Annotated in this window: 23 protein-coding genes; 7 read left to right on the plus strand and 16 right to left on the minus strand. The window is 57.6% G+C overall.

Going from position 1 to position 20712, the window contains the following annotated elements; all coding sequences use genetic code 11:
- Positions 1 to 30 precede the first annotated feature (30 nt).
- Positions 31 to 720, minus strand: a complete 690-nt coding sequence (gene queC / locus ACSMDR_RS02815; protein WP_436466948.1) for a 7-cyano-7-deazaguanine synthase QueC — start codon at positions 718 to 720, stop codon at positions 31 to 33.
- Positions 721 to 733: 13 nt separating this feature from the next.
- Entirely contained in the window at positions 734 to 1390 is a 657-nt protein-coding gene (locus tag ACSMDR_RS02820; RefSeq protein ID WP_436466949.1) for a tRNA-uridine aminocarboxypropyltransferase, read from the minus strand.
- Here ACSMDR_RS02820 and rrtA point away from each other — a divergent pair.
- The gene (gene rrtA / locus ACSMDR_RS02825; RefSeq protein ID WP_005908123.1) at positions 1356 to 1934 is read left to right on the plus strand and encodes a rhombosortase; all 579 of its coding nucleotides are present in this window, start codon (positions 1356 to 1358) and stop codon (positions 1932 to 1934) included. The two genes, ACSMDR_RS02820 and rrtA, sit on opposite strands and share 35 nt — an antisense overlap.
- Here the strand turns inward: rrtA and pyrF are convergent.
- The 6 genes from pyrF to cmk form a co-directional block, all read right to left on the minus strand.
- Positions 1909 to 2610 carry an orotidine-5'-phosphate decarboxylase gene (pyrF, locus tag ACSMDR_RS02830; RefSeq protein WP_005908125.1) on the minus strand — a complete coding sequence of 234 codons (702 nt, stop codon included), beginning with the start codon at positions 2608 to 2610 and terminating at the stop codon, positions 1909 to 1911. The two genes, rrtA and pyrF, sit on opposite strands and share 26 nt — an antisense overlap.
- A 15-nt stretch (positions 2611 to 2625) precedes the next feature.
- Entirely contained in the window at positions 2626 to 3792 is a 1167-nt protein-coding gene (gene lapB, locus ACSMDR_RS02835; RefSeq protein WP_436466950.1) for a lipopolysaccharide assembly protein LapB, read from the minus strand.
- Positions 3793 to 3801: 9 nt separating this feature from the next.
- Positions 3802 to 4098, minus strand: coding sequence for a LapA family protein (locus ACSMDR_RS02840; RefSeq protein WP_005908128.1), 297 nt, complete (start codon positions 4096 to 4098; stop codon positions 3802 to 3804).
- 158 nt (positions 4099 to 4256) lie between these two features.
- Complete coding sequence (ihfB, locus tag ACSMDR_RS02845; protein WP_005908129.1) at positions 4257 to 4541, minus strand: integration host factor subunit beta; 285 nt, start codon at positions 4539 to 4541, stop codon at positions 4257 to 4259.
- A gap of 92 nt (positions 4542 to 4633) precedes the next feature.
- Positions 4634 to 6304 (minus strand): 30S ribosomal protein S1, encoded by a 1671-nt coding sequence (rpsA, locus tag ACSMDR_RS02850; protein WP_436468182.1) that lies wholly within the window; start codon positions 6302 to 6304, stop codon positions 4634 to 4636.
- A 93-nt stretch (positions 6305 to 6397) separates the two neighbouring features.
- Complete coding sequence (cmk, locus tag ACSMDR_RS02855; RefSeq protein WP_436466951.1) at positions 6398 to 7090, minus strand: (d)CMP kinase; 693 nt, start codon at positions 7088 to 7090, stop codon at positions 6398 to 6400.
- A gap of 255 nt (positions 7091 to 7345) precedes the next feature.
- Here cmk and ribA point away from each other — a divergent pair, with 255 nt between their 5' ends.
- Complete coding sequence (gene ribA, locus ACSMDR_RS02860; protein ID WP_436466952.1) at positions 7346 to 7939, plus strand: GTP cyclohydrolase II; 594 nt, start codon at positions 7346 to 7348, stop codon at positions 7937 to 7939.
- 106 nt (positions 7940 to 8045) lie between these two features.
- On the opposite strand, the gene cysB is transcribed toward ribA, so the two are convergent.
- Both cysB and ACSMDR_RS02870 read right to left on the minus strand, forming a co-directional pair.
- Positions 8046 to 9020: an HTH-type transcriptional regulator CysB gene (gene cysB, locus ACSMDR_RS02865; RefSeq protein ID WP_436466953.1), complete on the minus strand. Its 975-nt coding sequence runs from the start codon at positions 9018 to 9020 to the stop codon at positions 8046 to 8048.
- A gap of 44 nt (positions 9021 to 9064) precedes the next feature.
- Positions 9065 to 9958, minus strand: a complete 894-nt coding sequence (locus ACSMDR_RS02870) for a LysR family transcriptional regulator (protein WP_436466954.1) — start codon at positions 9956 to 9958, stop codon at positions 9065 to 9067.
- A gap of 89 nt (positions 9959 to 10047) precedes the next feature.
- On the opposite strand from ACSMDR_RS02870, the gene ACSMDR_RS02875 reads away from it, so the two are divergent.
- Positions 10048 to 11250: an MFS transporter gene (locus ACSMDR_RS02875; RefSeq protein WP_436466955.1), complete on the plus strand. Its 1203-nt coding sequence runs from the start codon at positions 10048 to 10050 to the stop codon at positions 11248 to 11250.
- A gap of 21 nt (positions 11251 to 11271) precedes the next feature.
- On the opposite strand, the gene ACSMDR_RS02880 is transcribed toward ACSMDR_RS02875, so the two are convergent.
- The 4 genes from ACSMDR_RS02880 to ACSMDR_RS02895 form a co-directional block, all read right to left on the minus strand.
- Complete coding sequence (locus tag ACSMDR_RS02880; RefSeq protein WP_436466956.1) at positions 11272 to 11847, minus strand: VOC family protein; 576 nt, start codon at positions 11845 to 11847, stop codon at positions 11272 to 11274.
- 1 nt (position 11848) lies between these two features.
- Positions 11849 to 12616: a DNA repair protein gene (locus tag ACSMDR_RS02885; protein WP_436466957.1), complete on the minus strand. Its 768-nt coding sequence runs from the start codon at positions 12614 to 12616 to the stop codon at positions 11849 to 11851.
- 177 nt (positions 12617 to 12793) lie between these two features.
- Complete coding sequence (gene nfsA / locus ACSMDR_RS02890) at positions 12794 to 13519, minus strand: oxygen-insensitive NADPH nitroreductase (RefSeq protein WP_436466958.1); 726 nt, start codon at positions 13517 to 13519, stop codon at positions 12794 to 12796.
- A 64-nt stretch (positions 13520 to 13583) separates the two neighbouring features.
- Positions 13584 to 15557, minus strand: a complete 1974-nt coding sequence (locus tag ACSMDR_RS02895; protein WP_436466960.1) for a putative bifunctional diguanylate cyclase/phosphodiesterase — start codon at positions 15555 to 15557, stop codon at positions 13584 to 13586.
- Between the two features lie 289 nt (positions 15558 to 15846).
- Between ACSMDR_RS02895 and ACSMDR_RS02900 the strand changes: the two genes are divergently transcribed.
- The 4 genes from ACSMDR_RS02900 (at position 15847) to ACSMDR_RS02915 (ending at position 18928) form a co-directional block, all read left to right on the plus strand.
- On the plus strand, positions 15847 to 16389 hold the full coding sequence (locus ACSMDR_RS02900; RefSeq protein WP_436468183.1) for a DUF2982 domain-containing protein: 543 nt from the start codon (positions 15847 to 15849) through the stop codon (positions 16387 to 16389).
- A gap of 72 nt (positions 16390 to 16461) precedes the next feature.
- Positions 16462 to 17355, plus strand: a complete 894-nt coding sequence (locus ACSMDR_RS02905) for a LysR family transcriptional regulator (RefSeq protein ID WP_436466961.1) — start codon at positions 16462 to 16464, stop codon at positions 17353 to 17355.
- Positions 17356 to 17441: 86 nt separating this feature from the next.
- Positions 17442 to 18485, plus strand: coding sequence for a response regulator (locus tag ACSMDR_RS02910; RefSeq protein WP_436466962.1), 1044 nt, complete (start codon positions 17442 to 17444; stop codon positions 18483 to 18485).
- Positions 18486 to 18493: 8 nt separating this feature from the next.
- A complete protein-coding gene (locus ACSMDR_RS02915) occupies positions 18494 to 18928 on the plus strand; it encodes a PAS domain-containing protein (RefSeq protein ID WP_436466963.1) in 435 nt (144 codons plus the stop codon).
- A gap of 86 nt (positions 18929 to 19014) precedes the next feature.
- Here ACSMDR_RS02915 and maiA read toward each other — a convergent pair whose 3' ends face one another.
- On the minus strand, positions 19015 to 19650 hold the full coding sequence (gene maiA / locus ACSMDR_RS02920) for a maleylacetoacetate isomerase (RefSeq protein ID WP_436466964.1): 636 nt from the start codon (positions 19648 to 19650) through the stop codon (positions 19015 to 19017).
- 45 nt (positions 19651 to 19695) lie between these two features.
- Positions 19696 to 20691: a fumarylacetoacetate hydrolase family protein gene (locus ACSMDR_RS02925; RefSeq protein WP_436466965.1), complete on the minus strand. Its 996-nt coding sequence runs from the start codon at positions 20689 to 20691 to the stop codon at positions 19696 to 19698.
- Positions 20692 to 20712 lie beyond the last annotated feature (21 nt).

Genomic DNA, 20712 nt, shown 5'->3' on the forward strand with positions numbered 1-20712 from the left:
TCACTGTGACCCCGCTCGGGGTGAATAAGGCTAGCGCCCCTGTTTGTGTTGCAGACGCAAGTTAACGCCCACCCGATCGGCCAGATACTGATCCAGGCCACGGCGGCGCAATATGCAGGCAGGGCAAGTACCACAACCATCACCAATGAGGCCGTTGTAGCATGTGAGCGTCTGTTCGCGCACCAGGTTCAGCTGGCCAAAGGTATCGGCTAGCGCCCAGGTCTCAGCCTTGTCGAGCCACATCAGGGGGGTTTCGAAGCGCAACCCGCGATCCAGCCCCAATGCCACCGCATGGTTGAGCGCCTTAACGAATTCGTCGCGGCAATCGGGATAACCGGAAAAATCAGTCTCGCAGACCCCGGTGATCACGGCCTCGGCACCCACCTGATAGGCATAGATGGCCGCCAGGGTAAGAAACAGTATGTTGCGCCCCGGTACGAAGGTGTTGGGTAAGCCATTGTCCTGCAACTCGCCACTGACCGGAATATGGTCCCGGGTCAGGGCCGACACCGCCAGCTCCCCCAACAAAGTGACATCCATCACCTTGTGGGCAGCCACACCCAGCACCTTGGACAAGGCACGGGCCGTCTCAATCTCGGCCAGATGGCGCTGGCCATAATCGAAGGTAATGGCGTGAACCTCGTCATATTGCGCCTTGGCCTGTACCAGACAGGTGGTACTGTCCTGACCGCCACTGAACACGACAACTGCTTTTTTCACTTGATAGATCCTCTTAAGGGCGCAAGCTCGCTGGCTTGCACGTCGAATAGGAGAGCCACTGCTCGTTGAGACGATGGAATAGACTCGGCAAAGGGGCGTATTTGGCAGCGTCGCCCTCCCATTGCGATAACAGATGATAGCCCGCCTCAAGGGTCGACAAAGCCGTGGCAAAAGGCTTCTTGCGTATGAGGTACTGGCCTTCGGCGGTGGCGAGGGCAATGCGCGGCAAGGCGGCCAGAGCCGGGTTCAGTTGCAGCATTTTATACGCCTTGCGCCAGGTGCCATCGAGCAGCACAAAGCAAGGCTCCTCATGGGATGAGGTCGGGGGCAAGGCCCGCAACTCGGCCAGAGACCGGGCCTGCTCATCGGGCCAGAGCAGAAAACAGGGACGACTGGTCAGCAACTGCGCCAACGCCTGGTGTTCGCCGAACGCTTCCCCGACCCAGATCTGGGCCTGAGTCAGGCTGGCGGCCAGCAGGGCTGCGGTTCCCTTGGGGTGCCCCACCTCAGTCGGGTGTTGCAAAATGACCAGGGGAGCCCGATTCTCAACCGGATAAATATATTCGCATAGACAAGCTTTAAGGGCGCGGGCGCAGCGTGTACAGTAGCGACTATTTTGTTCGTTGGGCCCTTTCATGTTGTCAGTCAAATCTGGGCTATTCTGGCTCATCACGCTTTCACTCGCCTGCCTGATCCTCTTCTTTACCGTGCCAAATGACCTCATCGCCTTCAACCGGACGCTGATAGCTCAGGGCGAAGGGTGGCGCATCATAACAGGCAATCTGGCTCACACCAATCTGTGGCACCTACTGCTCAACCTCGCCGGTCTGCTGGTGCTCTACGCCTTGTTCTGTGATTACCTGCAGGGCTGGGCCTTGCCACTGCTGCTGACCGTGCTCAGTCTCGCCGTTGGCCTGGGCCTTTGGTATGGCTATCCGCACACCCAATGGTACATGGGTCTGTCCGGCATGCTGCATGGACTCTTCGTTTGGGGGGCCATTCAAGACATTCGTCACCGCCGTCATTCGGGGTGGCTCATGCTGCTTGGGATTGCCATCAAGCTGGGGCTGGATCACTACTCTGGCGGGGATGGCCCGGCTGCCATGCTGATCGGGGCCAAGGTACACATAGGATCACATCTGGTTGGTGCGGGAGCAGGCCTGGTGCTTGGCCTGCTCACGCTACTGGTTAGTGGCTGGCGAGATCGTCGTTGATTTCCGTAAGCGTAAGGGCCGGATCGCCAGATTGGGTGATCGGGCGTCCTATCACCAGATAGTCCGCACCCGCAGCCATAGCCTCACTCGGCGTCATCACCCGACGTTGATCTCCCTGCGCCGCGCCCACAGGGCGTATGCCAGGAGTCACCAGCTTGAACTCATCACCCAACTCGGCCTTCAACGCCTTCGCCTCGTTGGCAGAACATACCACGCCATCGAGTCCTGATACCTTGGCAAGGCGAGCCAGGCGCAGCACCTGCTCGGCCGGGCTGATATCCAGGCCAATACCGCGCAAATCGTCTTGCTCCATGCTGGTCAATACCGTCACGCCGATGAGCAGCGGTGCTTTATCACCATAAGGTGCGAGAGCTTCCTTTGCGGCCTGCATCATGCGTTCTCCCCCGCTGGCATGCACGTTCACCATCCAGACACCCAGTTCGGCGCTGGCCGCAACGGCCTTGGCGACCGTATTGGGGATATCGTGAAACTTCAGATCCAGGAAGACGTCGAACCCCTTGGCAACCAGCTGGCGCACGAACTGGGGGCCAAACAGCGTAAACATCTCCTTGCCAACCTTGAGACGGCACTGGGCCGGTGAGACCCGTTCAACGAAGGCCAGGGCATCGGCTTCACACTGATAATCCAGCGCAACCAGAACTTTGGGATCTAACATCTCTCTTCCTATAGGTTATTCACCGTCCAGACCACGGATCGGCTTGATGGAACCCCACTGCCGACAAGAGGGGCATTGCCAGAACAAGGAGTGCGTGGCAAAGCCGCACTGGCGGCACTTGTGGGTTGATTTTATTTTGATTTGCTCGCCAACCAGCTGTTGTAACAGCTCCAGGCTCTCCTTGGCGGGCCCTGGCTCTGCACTGGCAAGCTGGAAGCCTACCAGCTGGTAGAACCCCTTCATGGAGGGGTGGCGACGCAATTGGCGCAATACCAGAGCACGAGCCTGGTTCAAGCCATCACGCTCTCCCACCAATTTGGCCAAAGCCAGAGTGACACTCACTCCGGCGTGATCTTCCACCGCCTTCTCGAGCAGCGGGATCAGCTCGGCACTGCGCCCCAACTGCTCGTAGCAGTCACTCAGCAGTGGCATGGCTTCCGAGGCAAAATCGATATCCTGTTCAAAGACTCGCAGCAGCTCGCGACTCGCTTGCTGATAATCGCCCTCTGCCATGTCCAGCCTGGCCAGGCGCAGACTGGCTCGAGCGCAATGGGGATTGACCCCCAGCGCCTTTCTTAAACGAGCACGCCCTTCATTCAGGTCACCATCCATCAGCGCCTGCTCGGCTAGCTCGCAATGAAAATGGGAGATGGGATCGGCCAGCTTCTTGCCGGGGAACTTCTGCAGACGCTGGGCAACCAGAATAGCCTGCTGCCAATCTCGCAGCTGTTGATGAATGATCAGCAACTGGGTGAGCGCAGTCTCCTCGAAATCGGCATCCTCACACAGCTCAACCCAGATGGCCTCAGCCCTGTCGAGTAGACCTGCGGCCAGAAAATCCCGCGCCAGCTCCTGGAGGGCAAGCTGACGCTGTTCGCGAGTCAGCTCACGACTGACCAGGTTCTGATGGATCTTGATGGCGCGATCGACCTCGCCACGCTGGCGAAACAGATTGCCGAGGGATAGATGGGTTTCAATGGTGTCGCTGTCGACTTCAAGCAGCTGAATGAAGAGATCGACAGCCTTGTCAGACTCGTCGGAGAGCAAATAGTTAAGGCCCGCCACATATTGGCGGGAAAACTGGTTGCTCTGTTTCTGGGTGTCCTGGCGAACACTCCTGCGCCCCATATACCAGCCGTAACCGGCTGCAATGGGTAACAACAGGAAAAGCAGTTCAAGCATGGAGGAGCGTTATTCCTTACCGGACCCCTTGTCCGATGCAGTGGCTAATTCCAACTGGCGAGATTGCCTACGCACGGTACGATTCAAGGTGCGATTCTGCAGTTTGAGACGCAGGAATAAGAGGCCAAATACCAGCCAGCCAAGCAGGAAGCCAGTACCGAAAAAGAGACCAAGCAAGAGGGAAAGAGAAAACTCGCCTTGGGCAATCAGATAGTTGAATTGCACCAACTGACCATTCTGTGAGCCGAGGGCCAGGGTGAAGATAAAGACCAACACCAGGGGGATAAGGGCCAAGATACGCTTCATAGGATCTTCCTGTCAGTATCGAAAAAGACCTGATGATTATCCTTAAAATCCACGACAGACTCTAGAGAGAAAGGAAAAAGACTTTCAGAAACAAGCGAATTGACACAATTAAAGAGACGAAAACAAAAAAGGCATACTCAGGTATGCCGTTTTCTGCATTATTCAACGAGGTTGACGCGTTCGCGTAACTCTTTACCCGGCTTGAAGTGCGGGACATATTTGCCCGTCAATTCCACCTTGTCGCCAGTCTTGGGATTGCGCCCGACTCGCGGAGCACGATAGTGCAGAGAAAAACTGCCAAAACCGCGGATCTCAATTCGATCGCCATTTTGCAGGGTCGATGCCATCTGCTCAAGGATCTCCTTGATAGCGGCCTCAACATCTTTAGCCGGCATATGCATGCGGCTCGCAGCCAGTTGTTCGATGAGGTCTGATTTGGTCATAAGGTTAAATCTCCTTCCCCGATCACATGCAATATTCATTACGTAAAAATAAAAAAGGGCGGCGTGATGCCGCCCTTTTCTTGCATCAAGGATTACTCACCCTTGGCTGCTTTGAACGCTTCCATCATAGCATTGCTGAACACAACTTCTTCTTGTTGGTTCAGGCTATCGATAGCAACACGCTCGTCAGCTTCGTCCTTAGCACGGACGGACAGGCTTACAGTGCGGTTCTTACGATCAACGCCCATGAATTTAGCTTCAACTTCGTCACCAACAGACAGAACCAGAGTCGCGTCTTCTACGCGGTCACGGGCTGCATCGGAGGCACGCAGGTAGCCTTCAACGCCGTCAGCCAGTTCGATCACGGCACCCTTGGCATCAACCTCGGTAACCTTACCGATCACAATAGCACCTTTCTTGTTGTCAGCCAGGTACTTGTTGAACGGGTCTTCTTCGATCTGCTTGACGCCCAGGGAGATGCGCTCACGCTCCGGATCCACTTGCAGAACAACGGCTTCGATCTCGTCGCCTTTCTTGAATTCACGCACGGCTTCTTCGCCCTGGTTGTTCCAGGAGATGTCAGACAGGTGAACCAGGCCGTCGATGCCGCCATCCAGACCGATGAAGATACCGAAGTCAGTGATGGACTTGATCTTGCCGGAAACACGGTCGCCTTTGGCGTGAGTTTCGGCAAACAGCTGCCATGGGTTGGATTTGCACTGCTTCAGACCCAGGGAGATACGACGACGTTCTTCGTCGATATCCAGGACCATGACATCTACCAGGTCGCCAACGTTGACAACTTTGGACGGGTGGATGTTTTTGTTGGTCCAATCCATCTCGGAAACGTGTACCAGGCCTTCAACGCCTTCTTCGATTTCAACGAAGCAGCCGTAGTCGGTCAGGTTGGTCACGCGGCCAGACAGACGGGTGGTCTCCGGGTAACGCTTGGCGATAGCAACCCAGGGATCTTCGCCCAGCTGCTTCAGACCCAGAGATACACGGGTACGCTCGCGGTCGAACTTCAGTACCTTGACGGAGATCTCGTCGCCAACGTTGACGATTTCGGAAGGATGCTTAACACGCTTCCACGCCATGTCGGTGATGTGCAGCAGGCCGTCAACACCGCCCAAATCTACGAATGCACCGTAGTCGGTCAGGTTCTTGACGATACCCTTAACTTCTTGACCTTCTTGCAGGTTGGCCAGCAGGCTTTCGCGCTCGGAGGTGTTCTCGGTTTCGATCACGGCACGACGGGAAACAACAACGTTGTTGCGCTTCTGGTCCAGCTTGATGACCTTGAACTCGAGTTCTTTGTTTTCCAGGTGAGCGGTGTCACGGATCGGACGCACGTCAACCAGAGAACCCGGCAGGAAGGCACGGATGCCGTTCAGTTCAACGGTGAAACCACCCTTGACCTTGCCGTTGATGATACCGATAACGGTAGCTTGCTCTTCGTAAGCCTTCTCAAGCTGCAGCCAGGCTTCGTGGCGCTTGGCTTTTTCGCGGGACAGCTTGGTTTCGCCGAAACCATCTTCGATAGAGTCCAGAGCTACGTCGACAGTGTCACCTACGCTGATTTCCAGCTCGCCCAGGGCGTTCTTGAATTCTTCAGCAGGAATGGCAGACTCGGATTTCAGACCGGCATCAACCAGTACGAAACCGTTCTTGATACCAACGACGGTACCCTTAACGATGGAACCTTGACGGGTTTCAACGGAATTCAGGGACTCTTCAAAGAGTTGAGCAAAAGATTCGATCATTGTTTGTGTCACAAGTGAAACATCCACTAGCAATCCGGCACCAGCGGGGCTGTTTGAAATAATCTGCTCCATCCTTGGCGCAGACGACCGATGTCAGCGTGAGCTGACATCATTGAGTTGTTGCTTCGCATAAGATAAGACCGTTGCCAGTACTTCATCGATGGTCAGCGCGGTGGAATCCACCACCAAGGCATCTTCAGCCGCTTTCAGTGGCGCTACGGCGCGATTTCTGTCGCGATCGTCACGTTCCTGAATCTCGGCTAAAAGACGCTCAAAGTTAACATCAAAGCCCTTATCTTGCAACTGCTTATAGCGGCGCTGGGCCCGCTCCTCGGCGCTTGCGTCAAGGAAAATTTTGATCTCGGCCTCGGGGAAAACCACTGTGCCCATATCACGTCCATCGGCGATGAGACCCGGGGCCTGACGAAATGCGCGCTGACGGCGCAGCAGGGCTTCGCGCACGCGCGGGAAGGCGGCAACCTTGCTGGCCGCATTGCCTACCGTCTCGGTGCGGATGGTACGAGAGACGTCTTCACCCTCCAGTACTACCTTCATTTGGCCATTTTCAACAGGGAACTGCACATCAAGATTGGCAGCCAGGGGGACCAGCGCCGCTTCACTCTCGAGCTCCACATCATGGTGCAGCGCCGCCAGGGCGAGAACCCGGTAGATGGCACCGGAATCCAGCAGCTGCCAGTCCAGCTGTTCGGCCAGCAACTGGCACAGTGTGCCTTTACCGGCACCGCTCGGGCCATCAACTGTCATTACGGGGGCCATATGGGGCATATCATATCTCCTGCACTTGATGTTGCGCATCATCCCGGCGGGGATGAGGTAATGGGCGCAGAGTATACCCAAATGTGAGGTCGCTGGCAGTCGCCAACGCACAGTTCCGTGTAAAAGCTGTCGTAACTGAGCTTTTTGTGTACAGGATTTCTTCTAGGGATTCAGGCTCTTCCTGACGGGTTCTGATGGTCGCGGAGCGCGAGGCGCGCTAAACTGATCCCCTTTTTTCGCGTCCTCGTTGTTAAGGAGTACCCCATGAGTAGCATTACTCTCGTGGCCAAATCCAAATTGCCAACCCCTTGGGGCACCTTCACCCTGGTGGGCTTCCAGGAAGTTGGCACCGGTAAAGATCATGCCGCCCTAGTGATGGGCGATGTCAGCGGGGATGACCCCGTACTCGGCCGCATTCATTCCGAGTGCCTGACCGGCGATGCCCTGTTCAGTTTGCGCTGCGACTGCGGCTTTCAACTGCAGGCAGCCCTGCAGAATATTGCCGAAGCCGGTCGCGGCGTGCTCCTCTATGTTCGTCAGGAAGGACGTGGCATAGGTCTGCTCAACAAGATCCGCGCCTATCATCTGCAAGATCAAGGGGCCGATACGGTCGAGGCCAATGTGGCCCTCGGCTTTGCTGCGGACATGCGCGATTACACCATCTGCGCCGATATGCTCAAGGCACTCGAGATCAAGAGCCTGCGTCTGATGACCAATAATCCACGCAAGGTCAAGGCGATGGAGAGCTTTGGCATCCCCGTCACCGAGCGGGTGCCACTACAAGAGGGACGCAATCCCCACAACGAGTTCTATCTCGCCACCAAGGCGAGCAAGCTCGACCATATGCTGAAGAAATAAATGGTCTCTTGCTGCGCAATAAAAAACGCCTCCCATCGGAGGCGTTTTTTATTGCGCATGACACAGCCCGTTGGGCCATCGTCATCTTTTCAGGGGCCAGCAATCTTCAGCGAACTGGCAAGTCAATGTTGGCAAACATGGCATCGACGTCGTCACTGGATCGCATGGCGATGGCCTTCTCGACCACATCTCTGGTCAGGTGCGGCGCAAAGCGGGTCATAAAGTCATACATGTAGGTGCGCAGGAATGAGCCCTTGCGAAAGCCAATCTTGGTGGTGCTGTGGGCAAACAGATGACTGGCATCCAGCGCCACCAGATCAGTGTCCGTCTGCTTGTCCATGGCCATGGTCGCCATCACGCCAATGCCAACCCCGAGGCGGACATAGGTCTTGATAACGTCGGCATCCGTGGCGGTAAATACGATGTTGGGCTCGAAGCCGGCACGATTGAAGGCGGTATCCAGCTCGGAGCGACCGGTGAAGCCGAACACATAGGTGACCAGGGGGAAGTGGGCAATGTCGGCGATGGAGAGCTTGCTCACCTGAGTCAGCGGGTGACCGCGCGGCACTATCACACTGCGATTCCAGTGATAGCAGGGCAGCATGATGAGATCTTCATAGAGGTGCAGCGCCTCGGTAGCGATGGCAAAATCCGCCAACCCTTTCACCACGGCCTCACTGATCTGGGTCGGTGTGCCTTGATGCATGTGCAGGGAGACCTTGGGGAAGCGCTTGATAAAACCCTTGATCACATCCGGCAGGGCATAACGGGCCTGGGTATGGGTGGTGGCGATGTGCAAGGTCCCCTGTTCGGGGTGGGTATGCTGGCTCGCCACCGACTTGATGCCTTCCACCTTGCCCAGGATCTCATTGGCAATCTTGATCACGTCTCGCCCGGCCGGGGTGATCTGGGTCAGATGCTTGCCGCTGCGTTCAAATATCTGAATTCCCAGCTCATCTTCGAGCATACGAACCTGCTTGCTGATCCCGGGTTGAGAGGTGTACAGGCTCTCCGCCGTCGCCGACACGTTCAATCTGTGGTTGGCAACTTCCACGATATAGCGCAACTGTTGGAGTTTCATGATGTTAGGCTCTAAAGACGACTTCAACTAATACTAACAAACTTTTAGTTATTAGCCTTCGTTTCTGTCATGGGCTGTGACAGCAGGAAATCTCGCAAGGCCCGATTGGCCAGAGAGAGGGGATCCCCCCGCCGCCAGGCGACGCAAAGATCCAGGTAGATGGGCGGTTCAAAGGCAATGCCCTCCAGCTCAGCGTCCTCTTCTACCACCATGCGCAGGAAGGTACTCACCGCAAAGCCCTGGCGCACCACCGCCTTGAGCAAGGGGATGAGATTGCTCTCGAAAGCAATGTTGGGTTCTATGCCGAGCCCCTGGGCGAGCGCTTCCATGTGCTCCCTGTGATAGAAGCCACGGCGAAACACCGCCAGCTCCTGCTGGAAGTACTCGGCCAGGGTGACGCGACTGGCCCCGTGCAAGGGGTGATCCTGCCCCACCACCATCAGCATCTCCTCGCGCAGCAGCTGCCCCCCCTCCAGGGCGGGCGGTAAATCGCTGGTGATCAGAATGGCCAAGTCCAGCTCCCCCGCCACCATGCGACTGAGCAACTCCCGGGTACCTGCCTCCTCCACTCGGATCTTGAGACCGGGGTACTGGTGCTTGAAGGCCATCAAAATGGGGGGGAAATAGTAAGACCCCATCATGTAAGGGATGCCGATGCGCACCTCCCCTCGCTCCAATCCCTTGAGTTCGGCCATCTCGGCTTCGGCCTGATGCATCTGCAGCAGCAGGCGCTCGGCATGACGACAGAGTACTTCCCCCTCAGGGGTGAGTCGCACCGACTTGTCCTGGCGGTCAAACAGACGCAGCGCCAATGCCTGCTCCAGCTTGGCGATAGCCATGCTGACCGCTGGTTGTGCCACATGCAGTTGCTGAGCCGCCCGGGTGAAGGATCCGGTATCCCGTACCGCCAGCAGATAGCCGAGTTGCTTGAAGTCCATATCAATTCTCGTTATGAGTTGGATAACTTAAATATATTATATTTATATAGGGCGACCCACTAATCTAGGGAAAACCTTGGAGTATCCCCATGATCGAAGTAGGAAGTCGCGAGTGGCTACGGGCTACCCTGGCCCTGAGCCTGGGCTCATTTCTGGTGTTTCTGAATCTCTACCAGACCCATCCCCTCCTCCCCATGCTGGCGAGCAGGTTCTCCATCAGTTCCCTTTACTCCAGCTGGACGCTGGCGGGCTGCACCGCAGGGCTCGCCTTCGCCTTGCTGGTCTGCGCCCGTCTGGCCGACCGCTTTGGTCGCCGCCGGGTCATGCTGTGGACCCTGGCCGGTGCCATTGCGCTCTCTCTGATAGCAAGCCTGGTCGAACAGTTTGAATCCCTTGTCGTGCTCCGGATCCTGCAAGGCATGTTGCTGGCCGGGCTGCCAGCCACCGCCATCGCCTATATGGGGGAGGAGTTCAATCGCCGCGCGCTCATCTCGGCGGTGGGCATCTATATCGCCGCCAACTCCCTGGGAGGCATTGCCGGCCGGGTACTCGGTGGTCTGTTGGCTGGTTGGTTTGATAGCTGGCACGCCACTTTTCTGGGCATAGGCATCATCAGCGTGCTGCTTTTTCCCCTGGTGGTATGGTTGCTACCGGTTCAGCGCAACTTCACACCAACTCAGGCCAGTCCCGGCCAGCTCAGGCTGGCGCTAGGAAGCCACTTGCGAAATCCCTTGCTAGTCGGCGCCTACTTCATCGGCGGCCTCAACTTCCTGGTGTTCCTCAATCAGTTCAGTTATCTCACCTTTCTGCTCTCGGCGGAGCCGTTCGCCCTGCCCCCCCAGTGGCTCGGCATGCTGTTTCTGACCTATCTATCGGGCACTCTGGCCTCCTCCATCAGTGGCCGCTGCGCCCAACGTATCGGGGCAGAACAGTTGCTGCTCGTGGGGATCGCCTTGATGGCGCTGGGGGGAGTGTTGCTGCTCGGCCAGACGCTGGCGTTCATTCTCGGGGGCTTGCTGGTGTCGAGCTTTGGCTTCTTCCTCGCCCACGCCTGTGCCAGCGCCTGGGTAGGTCAGCACGTGGAGCACAACCGGGCACTGGCCTCTTCACTGTATCTGGTGGCTTATTACCTGGGGGCGAGTCTTGGAGGATTCTATCTGCACCCATTCTGGGAGCGGGGGCAGTTGCCGGGGCTGGTCTTGGGAATAGAGCTGGTGCTGTTGGTCACGGCGGGGCTATCCTTATGGCTGGCCCGCCAGAAGGCCCATCGCGATCAGCCGCTGGCCATTTGAATTGACCCGCGCTTTATCTTCTTAATCTTGCTGCACGAAATAATCCCCCGGCACCGGCACCACTGCCGCCGTGCCAATCTCTTCTGCAATGACAGCTTCGAGGGAGCGCAGGTGGAACTTCACCTGCCCCGAGCTGAGCATCAGACCCACGTCAGGATTGCGGCTGTCCCCCATGTTGCCTGTCTTGAAGGCAAGCTGGGGGTGCGCCGCAATCAGGGCAGCCAGACTCGCCACCACCAGCTCAATATGCTCCAGACCCGCCTGATGATTGCGTCCCGGCTTTGGCGCTGCTAATTCGATACAGGGCACCTGGATATCAAGCGCACGACCATCCTTGCTCAACATTTGGATCTTCAGCGGTTGATGCAAGCGATAAGTGGCGATCGGGCGCCCTCCGATCATGCCCTCCACCAGCAGATCTCCGGCATCGGCCAGGCGGTCCCTCAAGAGCAGGTATTCATCCAGGCTGGCAGCGCGATAGCAGAGGTGATCGATCTCCGGGTGGAGGAGATCGATGCCCAGCGCGTCCAACTCCCGCAGCAGACCAATAACAAAAGGGGCCATGGGCCCCAGTTTCTCGTCGAGGATGTGCGTCATGTCACCACTTCTTCTTGGGTTGGAACAGGATGTCGAGTTCATCCGTCTCTTTGTCCTTGATGTTTTGCAGCTCGGACTCACTCTGCTGGGCCAGATGATCATCCAGAGATTGCAGTCCCAGGCGCATGTCCTCCTCCCGGGCCAGCAAATAGGCATCCTTGTCGCCGACATTGCTCACCGCCGCCAGCCCCTTGGTGAACAGCTGACGGCAGGTCCCATACTGCCCCTGGATCTGGGCATCCATGGCGCGCTTGAGCAGGTTGGCAATGTTGATCTTGAGCTGCATCAGCTCGAGGCGGCGATCTTCCTGGGCAAAGCCTTGGGGATCTATCTTGCCCTTGTTGTGTTCGACCCGCAGCACGGCGCGCATCTTCTTGACCAGCTGCAGCATCTGGATCGCCTGGCGATCAGACTCCGGCGTCTTGAAGTGGCCCTCATCGTGGCTGCTGTAGTTCTCCCGCACATTCTTGATCTGGGTCTGCACGTCCAGCACACGCTGACGGATCTGAGCGTTGCCCGGCATCACTTGAGCAATGGCGCGATACGCGTCCAGGATCCTGTGCTGGAGCAGTAACACCATATTCTTGGAGAAGGGAACCAGGTTGACGTTGAGCAGCACCTCTTCGGTCTCATCGGCGATGGACTTGTGCTTGGCAATGGCCTGGCGCTTGTCGGCTTCCGCCTTCTGCTTATATTGCTGCATGACGTTATAGGCGATCACCAGAAACAGGAGCGCGCCAATCGACAGCAATATCAGTGTTAAAATCATAGGCTTTATCCGTTCCTTCCCTATCCAATTGCCTGATCCTACAACAGCTTACCCCAGTGCGATAGCCTGCAGGGCTCACAGTCTCACCAAGTCATCACCCAGGAGAGAGCGCCTTTAATATCGTCCACCGCCGTCATAACTTGAGCCAAACAGGCCAGGCTCCCCAGCGGTGAGGCTCTACTTGAGGTTAAATCCTTGGGATTGCAGGAAAGCATCCATGAAGGGGCGCGCCTCTTTACCCAGCGTGGCCTCGATTTGGCTGCTCCAGGTCTGCACCTTGTTGTTGCTGCTGCGGGCCTCATAATAGTTCTGGATCTGGCGATCGTAATCGGCGAGCAGTTCCCTATCGAGTTGCTCCGGATAACGGTTTTCATGCACCACCATGGCTTGGGGCAGACGAGGTTTCTGTTCAGGCAGCTGCTCAGGGTGACCCAGACAAAGACCAAACAGCGGGATCACATGCTTGGGTAAACCGAGCAGTGTCACCACGTCACGCGGGTGATTGCGAATGCCGCCGATATAGACGCCGCCGAGGCCAAGGGATTGAGCGGCCAGCAAGGCATTTTGCGCCATCAGGGCGCCATCGATGGCCCCTATCATCAGCTGCTCGACGAACCCAGTGTGGGCTTGCGGCACTATTTGCAAGTGGCGATGAAAATCGGCGCAGAACACCAGAAACTCGGCGGCTTGGGCCACATAAGGCTGGGGGCCCGCCAATTGGGCGAGTTGCTGACGCAGCGCCGTGTCCGTCACCCGAATGATGCTGTTGGCTTGCAGGAAGCTGGAGCTGGCCGCCGCCTGGGCCGCCTGCAAAATGAGATCTAGCTGCTGCGCAGTGATGGGAGCCGCGGTGAACTGGCGAATAGAACGATGAGAGAGAATAAGATCTATGGTCTGGTTCATGCTGTCTCCTGACAAGGGTCACACTCTAACCTAAAAAAACAGAGGGCCCCAAGGCCCTCTTCATCTAATGCTGGCCGAGGACAAACTCCCCCACCGGGCAGTAGACGATGAAGCGGCTCTCCTCAATCTCGGCCACCGTCATCGGCTTGCCAAACAGGAAGCCCTGGAACACATGGCACCCCTGGGTACGCAATGCCACCAGCTCATGTTCCTCCTCGACTCCCTCGGCCATGATGCCCAGCCCCAGACTGGTCGCCATGGCAACCGTGGCCCGGATCACCGGCAGGTTGAGGCCCACCACGAAGGAGCGATCCAGCTTGATGGTGTCGATAGGCAACCGGTTGAGATAGGCCAGGGAGGAGTAGCCAGTGCCAAAATCATCGATGGCTATCTTGATCCCCTGATCGCTCAGGCGATCCAGAATGCCGATGCAACCGTTCATGTCGAGCATCAACACGGTTTCGGTCAGCTCCAAGGTCAGCAGATGGGGATCCACCCCATGCTCCCTGAGCGAAGCGGCCACCTGTTCGGGCAGCGAGGGCGCGAGCTGAAAACCGGACAAATTGACCGAGACCGGCACCCGTACCCCGAATTGGCGTTGCCACTGAGCCATCTGGGCCAGGGCCTTGTCCAGTACCCATCCCCCTATCTCGCGAATGAGCCCCATCTCCTCGGCAAGGGGGATGAACTCCCCCGGGGAGACCTGACCCAGCACGGGATTATGCCAGCGGATCAGTGCCTCGAAGCCGAGCAGTTGCTGGCTGGCGGCATCGACCTGAGGCTGATAGCAGAGACTGAGTTCCTGGCGGCCTATCGCCTTGGCCAGGAACTGCTTGAGGGTCAGCTTGCGATGCAGGTTCTGCTGCATGCTGGGGGTGAAACGCTGCCAACGCAGCCGCCCCATCTGCTTGGCCTGGTACATGGCCATGTCGGCGCGGGTGATCAGGTTGTCACCATCATCGGCATCGTCCGGATAGACGGCAATGCCAATACTGCCGCCGATAGTCACCTCCGGCACGCCACTCAGCTGCAACGGTTTGCTCATCTGGGAGAGCATCAGGTCGGCGACCTCTTCAGCCCGTTCGCTGCCGCTCGTCAAAGGCACCAGCGCAGTAAATTCATCGCCGCCGAGTCGGGCCAACTCAACATCCCGCGGGCACACCTGTTTGAGACGACCGGCCACCCGCTCGAGCAGGCGGTCACCAGCCTTGTGGCCATAGTTGTCATTGACCAGCTTGAAATTGTCCAGATCCATGAACACCAGCGCAAAGCGGCCCCCCATGCCGCAGTAAGCCTCAAGCGACTTCATCAAACCGTAACGGTTGAGCAGGCCGGTGAGGGAGTCGTGCCAGGCGAGATGACGATGTTCCAGCTCTTCGAGCTTGCGATCCGTGATGTCTCGCATGGTGAGCAGCGTCTGAGCCCCCTGCTGGATATGGCGAAACTGGTATTGGAACCAGCGCATCCCCCGCAGGGTGCGGCACTCCCCCTCGGCAACCACCTCATCGAGCTGCGCAAGCTTATTGAAAAACGCATCGTCATTACCGGAGAAGACCTGCCCAAGGGCGTCAATACTGCCCCCGAAGCAGGCGTCAAAGTGGTGATTGCCACTCACCAGCTGACCATCATCATCGAATAGACAGGCCAGGGTATCACCGGTGGCCAGGGAGGATTGCTGATGGAGGCTGTCGGCATCGATCACCGCCTCGGTCATCATCATCAGGCGGCCCGCCAGCTGCACCCCGGACAAACGCAGGTAGACCTGCTTCTTGACCCCCTTTGGGGAGAGGCTCCACCACTCGCTGTAACTGCGCCCCTGTTGGAAGTCACCGAGATAGCGCTGGAGCAGCAGAGCGATGGCATCGGCCATGTCGGCACCAAAATCGCGCGCCTTGAGTTCGGCGAGTGAACTCGCCTCCCAGATAGCGAGGGCGGCTTCATTGGCCCAAAAAATGCGGTGATGGAGGATGTCATAGACCCAGATAGGTGTGTGCAGCACCTCAAAGCTATCCAGGGTGCCTTCGTCGAGCGTGTTCATCTGTTATGGTGATTCATCAGCTTGTTCCTTGAGAGTGAGGAACGATCGTCCACGGCGCCATATCTGCCTGACTACAACATATATTGATATGGGGCTTAGACTGAGAGTATAGGAAGAGCGGCAAGGTCGTCCTCATATGAAAACACTGCACGTACAACCCATGGTCAGAAGAAACGGACTCACACTGGTATTGCTCGGGTTAATAGTAACCATTACTATGATTTCTATACTTTTTTTCTTTAGTGAACAACCACTAATCCCTATTTATTGCGGCTTGCTGGCTGGTCTGATGACCTTGTTTATCGGCTCATTGAAGCTAAGAGAGCCTCATTTTAGTCTCTCTTTGTGTCATGACTGCTTGCAATATCATCACAGACACGGGGGCTGGGTTCTCAAATGGGTAAATATTCAACGAATTGACCGACCCCGTATCCATTTGGGTTGGGATCTGGTGGAAATCCCCTACATTGGTTTGCGGATAAAAGATTACGACAGTTTTTTGAACTTGATCACACCCCGACTGGCGGTGGGCATACTCACCGAGCAACGGGCCGTGCTGATGCAGGTACTGCGGAGCGAACAAGCAGACTGCCCGACAGGCACCTGCGCCAGCCAGTTCGATGACCTGTTCGAGGAGAGCCATTATCGATCCGGTGAGGGTCAACACTATGACGGCGTGATCGCCATGTTGGCCAATCGCATGACCCGGCTGAGGGCACTGATAGGTTACGATCTGCTGGTGCCGGTGAGCAGCCTGGACCGGGAGCCTGATGACTTCGTGCGCCTGTTGCATCAATACCAACTCGAGTCGAACCTAATCCAGATCAATTAAAGCCATGATTACCCTTGCCAAGGAGGGGAGCGCTTCTTAAGGTCACTGTTTGACTCGAGTTCCATACCTCCTATGAAGTACATCGAAGAGTTCTATTTATTCGTCAAGGTGGTACAGGAGGGGGGCTTCTCCCACGCTGCCAGTGCGCTGGGCATGCCCACCGCCAGTATCAGTCGCCGCATTACTCATCTGGAAGAGAGCCTCGGCTATCCTCTGCTGCACAGATCCACCCGCAAGATCCGCCTCACCGACGAAGGATTGCGCTACTACGAGCGACTCTGTACGCCGCTGGCCCAGATAGAACAGGCCACGGGCGAGATCCAGGGCAAGGAAGCCGACTTGGCCGGTCTTATCCGGCTGGCGGCACCGATCGCCCTCTCCAGCACCCTGCTCATCGACATGGTGGCCGACTTCTCCTTGCATCACCCCGAAGTCCAGTTCGACATCTGCCAGACCAATGATCATCAACGGCTGTTCGAGGGAGACAGGGATCTGGTGTTCTTCAACGGTGAACTGCCGCAAACCCTGGATCATGCCACCCTGCTCGGCCGGGTAGAATACGGTCTGTTTGCTTCCCCCCTTTACCTGGAGAAACGGGGCCAACCCGCGCACCCGCACGCCTTGGAAGAGCACGACCTCATCTACTGCTGGCCACACCAGCACTGGCAGCTAAACAACCGGGAAGGGGGGCTTGCCGAGGTTCGCACCCAGGCCAAGTTGACCGTGAGCCAGACCCAGGCCGCCGTCCGTGCCGCCACTCAACATATGGGCATCATCAATGTGCCACTCCATCTGGTACACCAGGCCAGGCAGGCGGGTCAGCTTCATCCGGTGCTATCTGACTGGAAAAGCACTAGCCGTCCCTTCTACATGCTGGTGACTCAACCCAATTTTTCCCCGCTGCGTGTTAAGCTGTTTGCCGAGTTTATCGAAAAATATTCGGAACGTTACCGACGGGATCGTTAGCGTTCACCGTTGCCCACCCCAACGTCATGACGCTTGAGGCGGACGGGCCACACTTATCTTCATGATTTTTATAAGAGGGCGGCCCCATGAATGTACTGATATGTGATGACTCGGGCTTTGCCCGCAAGCAGCTGGCCCGGGCCCTGCCCAAGGAGTGGGCCATCACGCTGCACCAGGCAGCCAACGGCATAGAAGGGTTGGAGCAGATCCTGATGGGTCATGGGGATCTGGTGTTGCTCGATCTCACCATGCCGGAGATGGATGGCTATGGCGTGCTGGAGACCCTCCAGCGGGAAGGGATCCGCAGCAAGGTACTGGTGGTCTCGGGGGACATACAACCCGAAGCCTATGCCAGGGTCATGGCCCTGGGCGCGCTGGATTTCATCAAGAAACCCGCCTCCCCCGAAACGCTGCAAACCTTCTTGCGCCAACAGGGGTTCTGGCAACCCAGGCATGAACAAGTCTCATCTCAGCCAGCAGTGGCCCTGGCCGGCGCCGATGGTCCCCTGGTAGGTACGACGCCGCAGGCCGAGCTGCAACTCAGCCCCCAGACCCGGGATCTCTATCAAGAGCTGGCCAACGTTGCCATGGGTCAGGCCGCCGATCTGCTGGCCCGCCTGCTCGATGCCTTCGTCATCTTGCCCATCCCCAACGTCAATGTACTCGAGGTCTCCGAACTGCACATGGCGCTCTCGTCCGCCGCCGAGTCGGACACCTTATCGGCCGTGTGCCAAGGCTTCATCGGGGCCGGTATCGCCGGTGAGGCGCTGCTCCTGTTTCACGACGCCAGCTTCACCGATCTGGCCCGCTTGATGAAACATGAAGGCGAACTCGACCGGGCCGCCGAGCTGGAACTGCTGATGGACACGGCCAACGTGCTGATAGGCGCCTTTCTGCGCGGCTTCAGCGCCCAGCTCGATACCCACTTCAGCCAAGGCCATCCGGTGCTGCTGGGCCAGCACAGGCCCATTCACGAGCTCATCGACACCAACAAGAGCCGCTGGCGCCGCACCCTGGCCATAGAGATCAACTACAAGATCCAGGGTTATGGGGTGCAGTGCGATCTGTTGCTGCTGTTTACCGAGGACTCCATCACCACCATGAACCACAAGGTTCAACACCTGCTCTAGGAGTTCACATGGAAATACGGGAATTTCACTGGCTGATGAACATTGTCCAGAACCTGGATGTAGGGCTGATCGTGCTGGATCGCCAGTTCAAGGTCCAGGTGTGGAACGGTTTCATGGAGAGCCACAGTGGCCGTCTGGCCGCCGAGGTGCGCGACCGTGAGCTGTTCACCCTGTTCGAGGAGCTGGACAGACCCTGGTTCGAGCGCAAGGCCAATCAGGTGTTCACCCTCAACAACCGGGCCTTCAGTACCTGGGAGCAGCGCCCTTATCTGCTGCGTTTTTCCAACTACCGCCCCATTACCGGGGCGGCCCCCTTCATGTACCAGAACCTGACACTGGTGCCTCTGGCCGATTTCAGCGGCCAAGTCACCCATATCGGCGTCATGATCTACGACGCCACCGACGAGGCCATCTTGCTCGGCCAGGCCCGCTCGGCCAGTTGACCCCAAGCAGCCGACGGCCAGTCATTCTGGCGCACCAAACAACAACGCCCCCGCAATGCGGGGGCGTTGTTGTATCGGCCATGGGGTCAGGACGCGTCGGGTTGCTGCTCAGGAGCCGCCTTGACGAAGGCCTGCAGCTGCTCACAGTTGGCAACGATACGGGCTATGGTGGGATAATCATCCAGCGACATCTGGTAGCGACGTGCGTTGTAGACTTGCGGCACCAGCATGCAATCGGCCAGTGTGACCTCGTTACCGACGCTGTAGACACCCGCCGTGGTCATCAACAGTGGCTCCAGGGCGCGGAAAGTCTCATCGATCCAGTGGCGATACCACTGATCCCGCCTCTCTTGCCCCAAGTTCAAATCCTGCTCCAGGTAGTTGAGCACCCGCAAGTTATTGAGAGGATGCACATCGCAGGCAATCATGTTGACTATCTGGCGTACCCGCGCTCTGTCCTGGGCTTTGGAAGGCATTAGGGGGTGGGCGGGATAGGTCTCATCAAGGTACTCCATGATGGCCACCGACTGCCCTATTTCAATCTCATCATCGGTGAGAAAGGGCACCAGCCCCTGGGGATTAATGCGCTTGAATACTTTGTCTTTTTGCTCGCCCTTGCCCAGATGCACCGTCTTTTGTTCGTAATTCAGCCCTTTGAGCTGCAACACCAGACGTACTCGATAGCTTGCTGACGAGCGCCAATATCCATACAACTGCAACATAGTCTGTCCCTGTCCTGGCGGGCCGATTGTGCCCGCCTCTGCATGTCAATCTGCTTGGGTGACCCGCTGCGATATGGTCCCAAACAGATTCAGTCCATTGCGATCCTGCATCGCGATGGACACTGTATCACCAAAGCGCAGGAAGGGAGTAGTGGCCTGGCCCGACTCGATTATCTCCAGCATGCGTCGCTCGGCGAGGCAGGAGGAGCCCGCACTGCGGTCATAGTTGGAGATGGTGCCGGACCCGATGATGGTGCCCGCGCCCAGGGGCCGGGTACGGGCCCCATGGGCGATGAGGTCATGAAAATCGAAGGTCATGTCCACCCCGGCATTGGGTGCGCCAAACAGGGTGCCATTGAGGTGCGTCTGTAGTGGCAGGTGCACCTTGCCCTCGCGCCACGCCTCCCCCAACTCGTCCGGGGTGATGGCCAGGGGGGAGAAAGCACTCGATGGCTTGGACTGGAAGAAGCCAAATCCCTTGGCCAGCTCCCCCGGAATGAGGTTGCGCAGGCTGACATCGTTGACCAGCATCAGCAGCCGCACATGACGCGCCGCCTTCTCCTTGCCCGTGCCCATGGGCACGTCGTCGGTGATGATGGCAACCTCGGATTCGAAATCGATGCCCCAGGACTCGTCGGCCATCAAGATAGGGCCTCGGGGCGGCAGGAAGCTGTCCGAGCCCCCCTGGTACATCAAGGGATCGTGCCAGAAGCTCGCCGGCATCTCGGCGCCACGCGCCTTGCGCACCAGCTCCACATGGTTGACATAGGCGCTGCCATCGAGCCACTGATAGGCGCGGGGCAGCGGTGAGAGGCAGGCCCCCTCATCAAACGGGAAGGCGCCAGCACAGGGGCCATCGCTTCGCCCCTCGTTCAAGGCCTGATAGACCTCCTCGAGACGGGGCGCCAACCTGTGCCACTCATCCAGGGCCGCCTGCAGGTTCGGAGCTATCTGCGGTACTTGCACGGCCCGGCCGAGATCGCGACTCACCACCAGCAGGGCGCCGTCGCGGCGACCATTATTCAGGGTTGCCAGTTTCATCCTTGTTCCTTCTCTCAATGC

Origin of the sequence: Aeromonas molluscorum, from assembly GCF_051376105.1 — a bacterium.
GTDB classification, from domain to species: Bacteria; Pseudomonadota; Gammaproteobacteria; order Enterobacterales; family Aeromonadaceae; genus Aeromonas; species Aeromonas molluscorum.